The sequence below is a fragment of the Arthrobacter psychrolactophilus genome (assembly GCF_003219795.1).
In the GTDB taxonomy this organism is placed as follows: Bacteria; Actinomycetota; Actinomycetes; order Actinomycetales; family Micrococcaceae; genus Specibacter; species Specibacter psychrolactophilus.
Genome location: NZ_QJVC01000019.1, coordinates 58,257 through 68,835 on the forward strand (window position 1 = coordinate 58,257; position 10,579 = coordinate 68,835).

Genomic DNA, 10,579 nt, shown 5'->3' on the forward strand with positions numbered 1-10,579 from the left:
GTGCCCCCTAATCCCTTGCGGTTCTCTGGCCGAGCGGTGGCTGGCCGAGCGCCGACTGGATGGCCCAGAAAACAGCCTCGGGTGTTGCCGGAGATTCCAGGATGACGCTGTGGTCCGCAGGCCCAAACGCGCCGACGGCGTCCCGAAGTGCTTCACGCGCACTGAAGGCGAGCATCAAGGGCGGCTCACCCACGGCCTTTGATCCGTAGACGGCACCCTCCTCTTCGGCGTGTTCCATGAGTTGGACAGTGAATTCCCGGGGCATTTCGGAAAAGCTCGGGAGCTTGTAGGTACTGGCGGATTGGGTCAGCAGGCGCCCTCGCTGTGGGCCGTCGCCCTCATCCCAGCGCAAATCCTCCAGGGTCAGCCACCCCACACCCTGGACATAACCGCCTTCTATTTGTCCGACGTCGACCATGGGGGAGAGCGAGTCCCCGGCATCGTGCACAATGTCCACGCGGCGGAACGTGTAGGCGCCCGTGAAGCCGTCGACCTCCACCTCCGTGACGGACGCCCCGCCGGCAAAGTACTTGAAGGGCGCCCCTTGCATGAGCGCGGGATTCCAGTGCAGGCCCTCGGTCCGGTAATAGCCCGCAGCCCATAGCTGGACGCGCTGCAGATACGACTCCATGACCACCTCGGCGAAGGTGAAGCTGCGGTCCTTGACACCCAAACCGGTGACGACGCCGCGGGAGAAGCGGATGTCGTGGCCCGAGACGCCGAGCATTCCGCCGGCCACCGGGGCCATGCGCGCCAGAATTTGTTCGCAGGCGTTCTTGACGGCACCACCGTTGAGATCGGATCCCGAACTGGCTGCGGTGGCAGAGGTATTGGGCACCTTGTCGGTGCGGGTGGGGGCCAGTCGGATGGCCGCAAGCGGGACACCCAGCGCGGTGGCCGCCACCTGCAACATTTTCGTGTGCAGTCCCTGGCCCATCTCGGTGCCGCCGTGACTGATCAGCACCGAACCGTCTTTGTAGACGTGAACCAGTGCACCGGCCTGATTCAGAGCAACGAAGTTGAAGGAGATGCCGAACTTGACCGGCGTGATGGCCAGGCCGCGCTTTTGGTGTTGATGGGCGGCGTTGAAGGCGTCAACCTCCCGCCGCCGCTCGCTAAAGTTGCTGTTTTCAAGGCACTGTTCCCACATCGTGGTGACGCGGTCGGCGTGCCTCACGGCCATCCCGTACGGGGTGGTATCGCCGTCGCGGTAGAAATTCTTCCGCCGCAAATCCTCAGGTGCAAGGTTAAGGAGCGGCGCGCATCGGCCAAGAATATCCTCGATGAGCAGCATCCCCTGCGGCCCGCCGAAGCCACGGAACGCCGTCTGGGACGTTTTGTTGGACTTGGCGACCCTGCCCTCCACATGGACGTGGGGGATGTTGTAGTTGTTGTCGACATGGCACAGGGCCCGGGCCAAGACCGCTTCCGACAGATCAAGGCACCATCCGCCGTCGGACGTCAAAACGGCCTTCAGGGCCAGTAACATTCCGTCCTCGTCGAAGCCGGCCTCCCACGAGGTGTGAAACCCATGCCGTTTGCCCGTCATGGTCATATCCAGTGTCCGGTTGAGCCGGACACGCACCGGCCGTCCCGTCAACCGCGTGCCGATCGCGGCGATGGCAGCAAAGCCGTGCGATTGCATTTCCTTGCCGCCAAAAGCGCCGCCCATGCGCAAACTCTGGACGGTGATGTCATGGCTGGCAAGGCCCAGCACGTGGGCCAGAATTTCCTGGGTCTCGGAGGGATGCTGCGTGCTGCTCTGGATGAAGAGCTGGCCCCCTTCATCGACCGTGGCCAAGGCTGCTTGGGTTTCCAGATAGAAATGTTCCTGGCCGGAAAACTCCGTGACTCCTGAGAAGCTCCTCGCCGCGGTGGCCAGTGCGGCATCGGCATCACCGCGGCTAACCGTTCTGTGCTGGCCTTGGAACGACCCGGCCTCGATGGCCTCGGCGACGGTGATGAGGGAGGGGAGCTCCTCGTAATCCACCTCGACGGCGGCAGCTCCGGCCCGGGCGGCGTTTTGATCCTCACCCAGAACCCACGCCACGGCGTGCCCGTGGAACATGGCTTCGGCGGGGAAGAGCGGCTCATCGTGGTTGGTGCCGCAATCGTTGATGCCGGGGACATCAGCGGCCGTGAGGACCCGAACGACACCGGGGATGATCAATGCTGCTTGCGTTCCGATGGAACGGATCCGGGCATGTGCGTGAGGAGATTGAACAGGCCAGGCGCTGAGCGCGTCGGGAGTGCGCGCGGCGATGTCGTCGGTGTAGAGCGCCTGGCCTGTCACATGCAGACGGGCGCTTTCATGCGGGACAGCCATGCCGACGACGGCCCCGCTGGGTCGCTGTGATAGCTGGCTCATGCGCTGGCCTCCTTGATCGTGGCATGCTCGGTGTACAGCTTGAGGAGGGAGTTGGAGAGCATCATCGAGCGGTAGTGGGAGCTGGCGCGATGGTCACTCATGGGCGTTCCTTCTGCTCCAAGCAGCGCGGCGGCTCGGGTGACAGTATCTTGGGTCCAGGGTTTTCCGGTCAGGAATTTTTCCGTGGCATGGGCGCGAAGTGGGGTGGCGGCGACACCGCCGAGACCGATCCGGGCGCGGGTGATCAGTTGAGTATCAATCTGCAGGCTGAAGGCGATGGCCACGCTGGAGATGTCATCGAAGCGGCGCTTGGCGATCTTGTGGAAGGCGCTCAGATTCGATAACGGAAGCGGGATGCGTACCGACTTGATGAGCTCGCCGGGTTCCTTGAGGGTCTTCCGATAACCGGTGAAGTAGTCAGCCAAGGGTAGGACGCGTTCGCCACCGGTGGAGACCAGAACGATGTTGGCCCCGAGGGCCAGAAGTGCCGGAGCGCTGTCGCCGATGGGCGATCCCGTGCCGAGGTTGCCACCCAACGTTGCGCGGTTCCGAATGAGGCGGGAGGCAAACTGGGGGATGAGCTGCGCCAAGAGGGGGACCGTGCCATCGAGCATCTTTTCAATCTCACTCAGTGGCACCGCGGCGCCGATGTCCACCTCGTCTGCCCGCAGCTCGATGGCGTCCAACTCCGGGATTCGGTCAATGGCGAGGACCAGCGGTGCCCGGCGGGCGCGAAGGTTGACGTCGACACCCCAATCGGTGCTCCCGGCGACAATCACGGCAGCGGGCGTTTCGGCAAGGAGCGCGCAGGCCTGCTCAATCGTGGTGGCTCGCACAAATTGGCCGTCGGACCGGGTGAGGCGGGTTTGTCGATAGTCCGGGGCTGGATAGTTGCGGCGACGGGCCAAATCCTCTTCGAGTGCCGGACCCAGTGAATACGCTGCGTCACGGATGGGGCGGTAGCCTGTGCAGCGGCAGAGGTTGCCGCTGAGCGCATGAAGGTCGAAGCCGTTGGCGCCACACTCACGATGCGAGGGTTCCACGGCGGCGGCTTCGCTCACCGCCCCGGGTAGGGGCGCCCTGTCCTTGCGGTAAAACTCCGACGCCATGCTGCAAACAAATCCCGGCGTGCAAAATCCGCACTGGGAACCGCCGGCCTGTGCCATGGCGGCCTGAACGGGATGCATCTTCTCTGGCGTCCCCAGCCCCTCGGAGGTCACCAGCTCCTGCCCATCGAGGGTGGCCATGGGGACGAGGCAGGAATTTACGGCGGTCCAGTGTGTCCCGCCATTGCGGTCAGTCTGCGCCAGGAGGATTGCACAGGCGCCGCACTCGCCCTCGGCGCACCCTTCCTTGGCGCCCGTGAGGCGGTTTGTGCGGAGCCAGTCAAGGGCGGTGGTGTGGGATGGCTGCGGGCCGAAATCGCGCTGCACACCATTGATGGTGAACCGGGGCTCGGCGCCCGCGGCAGCTTCAGGAGTATTCATCGTGGTGCTCCGGCTTCATTGTCGTCGCAGATGGTTCTGATATTGCTGTCAGGATAACCGCTGACCTCGACGCGGATACCTTGTTAGTCTCATCTTGTCGTATTTATCTTGCCGGTGACTCATGTGCGGAACATTTTTTAAGGCATTAGAAACTGCCGAGCAGTGTTCTTCCGGTGCCTCAGACACCACGCAAGGCAACAGCTAGACACCTAGGAAGTGGCCTCATGGATGACTCACAACGGACAGCGCAGTACTTGGCCCAGGCGGTGGCGTTGGCGACCGAAAACGTCCGCAACAGTGGCGGTCCCTTCGGCGCTATCGTGGTCATGGCTGATGGCCGTGTCTTTGAGGGCGTGAACCGGGTGACTGCCAATTTGGATCCCACGGCCCACGCGGAAGTGACGGCGATCCGGGCTGCCTGCCAGGGGACCGGGGACTTTGATCTCTCGGGTGCCACACTGTTTTCCAGCTGCGAACCCTGCCCCATGTGTCTGGCATCCTCGCTCTGGGCGCGCATTGGCACTGTGTATTTCGCCGCAGACCGCCACGATGCCACTGCTGCTGGCTTCGACGACGCCCTGTTTTACCAATACTTTGAGAATCCCGAGCGCAGCTCCCTCATGCCTGTCTCGCAGCTGGCGCCGGACACCGGCACCGTGCAGGATCCCTTCGACGCGTGGCGTGCCAAGAGCGACAAAACCGAGTACTAGCGATTATCGACAACAGTCCCGCCTCTGAACGGTTCAGGGGCGGGACACGGTCCCAGTATCCGAGAAGACGGGCCCGAGATGCGTTCTCGGCGTCGGGGGTGGCTGACAGGACGTCGGGGGTGCCTGACCCGACGTTGAGTTGGCAGGTAATGCCCCTAAAACTGGCTCTAAGCGGCGTGATGTGGCGGGTCAACGTTGGCGAAGCGGAGGGTGAGGGGTACGCCGTCGAACTTTGGCAGGGAAACGCAAAAGGAGAGCATGCCGGGTGACATACTCTCCTCTTGCCGGATGCACTTAGGCGTTGGCAGGCTCCCGCTGGGGATCCGCGCCGTCGGCCGTGGTGAGGTTGGCCAGCTCCTCATCGCTGTCATCGGCGAACGGGTTGCCGTTGCGAGGAGCGTTGTACAGTTCCTCGTCCAGGATGCCCTGACGCTTGGCGACGATCGTGGGAACCAGCGCCTGGCCGGCCACGTTCAGGGCGGTGCGGCCCATATCGACGATCGGGTCCACTGCCAGCAACAGTCCGACGCCGGCCAACGGCAGTCCCAGCGTTGACAGGGTCAGGGTCAACATGACGACGGCACCGGTGGTGCCCGCGGTGGCGGCAGAACCGAGCACCGAGACCAGCACGATGAGCAGGTACTGGCCCAGATCCAGCTGAATTCCGAAGAACTGCGCCACAAAGATGGCAGCGACGGCCGGGTAGATTGCGGCGCAACCGTCCATCTTGGTCGTGGCACCCAAGGGTACGGCGAAGGAGGCGTAGGCGCGGGGAACACCTAGGTTACGCTCGGTCACGCGCTGGGTCAGCGGCAAGGTGCCGATCGAGGAGCGGGACACGAAGCCCAACTGAACGGCCGGCCACACACCGGAGAAGTACTGCTTGATGGACAGGCCGTGGGTGCGCACGATGATCGGGTACACCACGAACATGACCAGGGCCAGGCCCACGTAAATGGCAACCGTGAACTTCACGAGCGAGCCCATTGTGGTCCAGCCGTAGGTGGCCACGGCGTTACCGATCAGGCCAACGGTTCCGATCGGGGCCAGGCGGATGATCCACCACAGCACCTTCTGAATGACGGCAAGAGCCGAGCCATTGAGCTTCAGGAACGGATCGGCGGCCTTGCCGACCTTGAGGGCGGCGATGCCAACCACAATCGCGATGACCAGGATTTGCAGGACGTTGAAGCTGACGCTCGTGGTCAGGGCGCCGGACTCGGCGGCCTTTGTTGAGGCGCTCAGGCCCAGGAAGTTCGACGGGAACAGCCCGATCAGGAAGGACCACCAGTCGCCGGACTTGCCGGTGTATTCCTCAGGAGTTGCGGTACCCGTGCCCGATCCGGGCTGGAACAGCACGCCCAGGAAGATGCCGATCGTCACGGCGATCAATGAGGTGATGGCGAACCACAGCAGCGTGTTCCACGCCAGACGTGCGGCGTTCGTGACCTGACGGAGGTTGGCGATGGAGGAGACCACGGCCGTGAAGATCAACGGCACAACGGCCGCCTTGAGGATCGAGACGTAGCTGGAGCCAATCGTGCTCAGCGTCGTGACGAGGCCATTGGGATCGGTCTTGGGGTCGCCACCGAGCTGGCGGGCAAGCAGCCCCAGTGCCAAACCGACAATCAACGCGAGAATAATTTGAATGCCGAAAGAGCCTGCCCAGGCGGGCAGCTTTGACACTGAGGGTTTGCTTGCTGTGGAAGTCATGGGTCAACGGTAGGCGCGGAACAATAGCACTCGGAAATTAGTGTTTCCTTTTATGACGCGAGAACTGTGCAATTATTACGCGCCTGAACCGTCATCGCCAGCACCTGAGCCTCCGTCAGCCCAGGAGCGCCATCTTCAAGGTGTCCAGACCCACAGAGCCAAGGTTCAAGGCTTGGGTGTGGAAGTCGCGCAGCGAGAACTCCTCGCCATCGCGGGCGGCCCGGGCGTCCCGGATTTCTTCCCAAAGCCGCTGGCCGATCTTGTACGACGGGGCCTGGCCCGGCCAGCCGAGGTAGCGGTTGAATTCAAAGTCCAACTGGCCCACGGAGATATCGAGGTTAGCGGCCAGGAACTCGTAACCCTTTTCCGACGTCCAGGTGCCCGATCCCCAACTGGCCGGAATGGGCAGCTGCAGGTGAACGCCAATGTCAAAGACCACGCGCGCCGCACGCATGCGCTGGCCATCCAGCATGCCCATCTTGTCGCCGGGATCGGCGAGGTATCCCAGGTCGTCCATGAGGCGTTCGGCGTAGAGCGCCCACCCCTCGCCGTGGCCCGAAACCCAGCACACATTGCGGCGCCAGTCATTGAGCAGGGCCGATTGGTAGGTGGCCGTGGCCACCTGCAGGTGATGGCCGGGAACACCCTCGTGGTACACCGTGGTGGTTTCCGCCCAGGTGGTGAAGGAATCCTCACCCTCGGGTACTGACCACCACATGCGACCGGGCCGGGAGAAGTCCTCCGAGGGTCCCGTGTAGTAAATGCCGCCATCTTGGGTGGGTGCGATGCGGCATTCCAGGGCGCGCATGATCTCCGGGATATCGAATTGCGTTCCGGCAAGATCGTTTACGGCCGTGTTGGAGAGTTCCTGCATCCACTGCGTAAGCGCCTCGGTGCCGTGCAATTGCCGGGCCGGATCGGCGTTGAGGATGGACTTGGCCTCGGCGATGCTGGCGCCGGGCTTGATGGCTTCGGCAACAAGCTCCTGCTCGGCGATGATCCGGTCCAGCTCGGCCACACCCCACGCGTAGGTCTCCTTGAGATCCACGGCCGCCCCGAGGAATTGACGCGATGAGAGCGCATAGCGTTCCCGTCCCACGGCGTCCGCGGCGGGAGCCAGCGGCAGCAACTCCTCGCGCAAGAAGCTCACGAGCGCGCCATAAGCGCACCGAGCCTGTTCAGCCTGGGTGAGCAGCGCCGTGGTGACTTCGGCTGGGAGGGTGGGTCCGCCGTCGTCCGTGGCGGCATTCTTGGCCAGATCCGTGAAGAAACCGTCGGCGGCCGCGTGCCGTTCGCACTGCTCGATGACGGTGCGAACCTGCCGCTGCGCCGCCACCAGGCCACGCTCGGCACCGGCCCGCAGCGAGGTGATGTAGCCCGCCACGGCACCGGACACATTGCCCAGGCGCGCCGCGATATGCTCCCAATCGCTCACGGAAGCGGTCGGCATGAGGTCAAAGATGGCCCGAATTTCCTGGGCGGGTGAGGCGATATTGTTCAGATCGGCCAGCAACCAGCCACTCTCATGCAGCTCCACATCCAAACCCAGACGCTCATTCATGGCGTGCAACGTGACGCGGTCGACCTCATCCGCGGGCGCCGCATCGGCCAGCTGGGTCAGGGCTTCCCGCGTCGCGGCCGCAACCGCCTCCAAGCCTGCGGGGGAATGGTCCCGATACTCGCTCTCATGCCCGGCACGCCCCAGCGAGGTGGCAAAACCGGGGTCGAGGGCGAGCAACGTTTCCGTGTAGGCGTTGGCAATGAGGTCAATGGCGGTGGCGGCACGAGGGGCCGGTGCAGGCAAAGTCATGCCACGAGCCTACCGCCCCGAACGCCTCCATGAACCCGCGCCGGGCTTGGGCGGCAGGTGTAATTGCGCGCGCCTGACCCATTGCCGGATCGGCGGTTTCGCCTTTTCCGCCCCGCCGTTGCCTGATTGCAAGGCAAGTACGACGGCGGTCACGGCCGCGAGCTCTTCGGCGGTGGGATTGCCTCGGGTCACCGAGAGCAACGGGGCCTCGCTGGGCTCGTGTGACGGGTCTTGGGTGGCCGTCACAGCGGGATGTTCCCATGCTTCTTGGACGGTAGGCTGGCCCGCTTGTCACGCAGGGCGCGCAGGCCCTTGATGAGCTGGATGCGGGTGTCCGAGGGGGCGATGACGGCGTCAACATAGCCCAATTCGGCGGCCTGGTACGGGTTCAGGAGTTCGTCCTCGTAGTTGCGGACGATCTCGGCGCGGCGGGCCTCGATGTCGCCGCCCTCGGCCTCGACGGCTGCCAGATCGCGGCGGTACAGGATGTTGACGGCGCCCTGGGCACCCATGACACCAATCTGGGCTGTGGGCCAGGCCAGGTTGAGGTCGGCGCCGAGCTTCTTGGAGCCCATAACGATGTACGCTCCACCGTAAGCCTTACGGGTAATGACGGTCAGCTTGGGCACGGTGGCCTCGGCGTAGGCGTAGAGCAACTTGGCGCCGCGGCGGATGATGCCCTGGAATTCCTGATCCTTACCGGGCAGGAATCCGGGGACGTCCACCAGGGTGATGATCGGGATATTGAAGGCGTCGCAGTTGCGGACAAAGCGGGCGGCCTTTTCGGAGGCGTTGATGTCCAAGGTGCCGGCGAACTGCATGGGCTGGTTGGCCACGATGCCCACGGTATGGCCCTCGATGCGGCCGTAACCGATCATGACGTTGGGTGCGTAGAGCGCCTGCATCTCCAAGAAGTGTCCGTCGTCCACAATCTGCTCGATGACAGAGCGCATGTTGTACGGCTGGTTCGCGGAGTCCGGGATGAGGGAGTCCAAGGCGAGGTCGGCGTCGTCGAGCTCCAACTCCTGCTCATGCTCGGTGACAGGGGCCTCAGCCAGGTTGTTGGAGGGGAGGAAGTCCAAGAGTTCGCGGACAAACTCAATCGCGTCGGACTCATCCGTGGCCAGGTAGGTAGAGGTACCCGTGGTGCTGTTGTGCTGGCGGGCACCACCGAGGGTTTCCATGTCCACGTCTTCGCCGGTGACGGTCTTGATGACGTCAGGGCCGGTGATGAACATGTGGGAAGTCTTATCCACCATGACCACGTAATCGGTCAGGGCGGGGGAGTAGGCGGCACCACCGGCGCACGGGCCCATGATGAGGGAGATCTGCGGGACCACACCGGAGGCGTGGACGTTGTTACGGAAGATATCGGCGAACATGGCCAGCGAGGCCACGCCTTCCTGGATGCGGGCGCCGCCGCCGTCGTTGATGCCCACCACGGGGCAGCCGTTGCGCAGCGCAAATTCCTGCACCTTGACGATCTTTTCGCCGTTGACCTGGCTCAGGGAGCCACCGTAAACACTGAAGTCCTGGCTGTAGATGGCGACGAGGCGGCCATCGACCGTGCCGTATCCGGAGACGACGCCGTCGCCGAGAGGCTTCTTCTTCTCCATGCCGAAGGCTGTGGAGCGGTGCACGGCCAGGGCGTCGAACTCCACGAAGGAGTCCGGATCAACCAGCAGATCGATGCGTTCGCGGGCGGTGTTCTTGCCCTTGGCGTGCTGCTTTTCAACGGCAAGCTCGCCCGAGGGCTTCTCCGCTTGAGCCATCCGGTCGCGGAAATCGGCAATTTTGCCTGCTGTCGTTGAGAGATCGTGGCTCATTGGTACTCCGGATCGGTAGGTGGAAGCTGGCAGCCCAACAGTGGGAACCGCACAAAGGGGCTTACTCTACTGACAGTCTAATAACGGAAAGTGCGCATGTGTGTGTAGGAATCCTACAAAGTCGTTGGATTTCGCTCTTGTGGTCTAGCTCAGTGGCATCAACACAGGCGCTGCTCTCGGAGTGGTGGGTTTACTTCTGAAGCACACGCCGCAGTCCGATGGTGTTAGAACTTATCGATAGTCAAAGCCATTAGCCGGTGTTAGTGAGCTCTCCAAAAGGATTCAGATGATCGATGCATCTACTGGGTTAGGTGTGGTGTTGGTTGTTGTTTCCTCCACAGCCCTTGTGGGTGTGTGGTTGTTGCACAGATTTGGGGTTGGTGGTGTTGTTTGTCAGTGCCCGGGATTAGAATATATGTATGGATGAAACGACAAAGGTGTCGGAGCAATCGATACCAGATGCGCAGGGCGGACGAGTGGGTGATCATGTTCATCAACTCCTTCATCTCGCTCGCGCACTCACCCACGCCACCAGCACCAGCACCAGCAGTGATTCTGAGACGGTTCCGTCGTCACCGCCGGTGTTGTTGGGTGCGCCGTTTGGTGTGGAGTTGGGTGGGTTGTCGGATCTGGAGTGTGTGGGGTGGGCTCAGGATTTAGAGCGG

Annotated in this window: 8 protein-coding genes; 2 read left to right on the top strand and 6 right to left on the bottom strand. The window is 63.0% G+C overall.

Features of this window, described 5'->3' with window-relative positions:
- Positions 1–7 precede the first annotated feature (7 nt).
- Entirely contained in the window at positions 8–2,368 is a 2,361-nt protein-coding gene (gene xdhB / locus CVS30_RS14650; protein WP_110486222.1) for a xanthine dehydrogenase molybdopterin binding subunit, read from the bottom strand.
- Positions 2,365–3,855, bottom strand: coding sequence for a xanthine dehydrogenase small subunit (locus tag CVS30_RS14655; RefSeq protein ID WP_110486224.1), 1,491 nt, complete (start codon positions 3,853–3,855; stop codon positions 2,365–2,367). The genes xdhB and CVS30_RS14655 overlap by 4 nt, the downstream gene beginning before the upstream one ends.
- A gap of 224 nt (positions 3,856–4,079) precedes the next feature.
- Here CVS30_RS14655 and CVS30_RS14660 point away from each other — a divergent pair, with 224 nt between their 5' ends.
- Complete coding sequence (locus CVS30_RS14660; RefSeq protein WP_110486226.1) at positions 4,080–4,565, top strand: nucleoside deaminase; 486 nt, start codon at positions 4,080–4,082, stop codon at positions 4,563–4,565.
- A 294-nt stretch (positions 4,566–4,859) separates the two neighbouring features.
- On the opposite strand, the gene CVS30_RS14665 is transcribed toward CVS30_RS14660, so the two are convergent.
- The 4 genes from CVS30_RS14665 to CVS30_RS14680 form a co-directional block, all read right to left on the bottom strand.
- Positions 4,860–6,278: a dicarboxylate/amino acid:cation symporter gene (locus CVS30_RS14665; RefSeq protein ID WP_110486228.1), complete on the bottom strand. Its 1,419-nt coding sequence runs from the start codon at positions 6,276–6,278 to the stop codon at positions 4,860–4,862.
- A gap of 115 nt (positions 6,279–6,393) precedes the next feature.
- Positions 6,394–8,088 carry a DUF885 domain-containing protein gene (locus CVS30_RS14670; RefSeq protein WP_110486229.1) on the bottom strand — a complete coding sequence of 565 codons (1,695 nt, stop codon included), beginning with the start codon at positions 8,086–8,088 and terminating at the stop codon, positions 6,394–6,396.
- Between the two features lie 9 nt (positions 8,089–8,097).
- On the bottom strand, positions 8,098–8,334 hold the full coding sequence (locus CVS30_RS14675) for an acyl-CoA carboxylase subunit epsilon (RefSeq protein ID WP_110486231.1): 237 nt from the start codon (positions 8,332–8,334) through the stop codon (positions 8,098–8,100).
- Entirely contained in the window at positions 8,331–9,914 is a 1,584-nt protein-coding gene (locus CVS30_RS14680) for an acyl-CoA carboxylase subunit beta (protein ID WP_110486233.1), read from the bottom strand. Before CVS30_RS14680 ends, CVS30_RS14675 begins: the two co-directional genes overlap by 4 nt.
- A gap of 419 nt (positions 9,915–10,333) precedes the next feature.
- Here CVS30_RS14680 and CVS30_RS18165 point away from each other — a divergent pair.
- Positions 10,334–10,579, top strand: a 246-nt coding sequence (locus tag CVS30_RS18165; protein WP_220033928.1) for a hypothetical protein, incomplete at its 3' end; no start/stop codon positions are given.

Bases quoted from the DNA above. Each gene is read 5' to 3' on its own strand.
- CVS30_RS14655 (WP_110486224.1), bottom strand. From the start codon at position 3,855: ATGAATACTCCTGAAGCTGCCGCGGGCGCCGAGCCCCGGTTCACCATC.
- CVS30_RS14680 (WP_110486233.1), bottom strand. From the start codon at position 9,914: ATGAGCCACGATCTCTCAACGACAGCAGGCAAAATTGCCGATTTCCGC.
- xdhB (WP_110486222.1), bottom strand. From the start codon at position 2,368: ATGAGCCAGCTATCACAGCGACCCAGCGGGGCCGTCGTCGGCATGGCT.
- CVS30_RS14660 (WP_110486226.1), top strand. From the start codon at position 4,080: ATGGATGACTCACAACGGACAGCGCAGTACTTGGCCCAGGCGGTGGCG.
- CVS30_RS14670 (WP_110486229.1), bottom strand. From the start codon at position 8,088: ATGACTTTGCCTGCACCGGCCCCTCGTGCCGCCACCGCCATTGACCTC.
- CVS30_RS14665 (WP_110486228.1), bottom strand. From the start codon at position 6,278: ATGACTTCCACAGCAAGCAAACCCTCAGTGTCAAAGCTGCCCGCCTGG.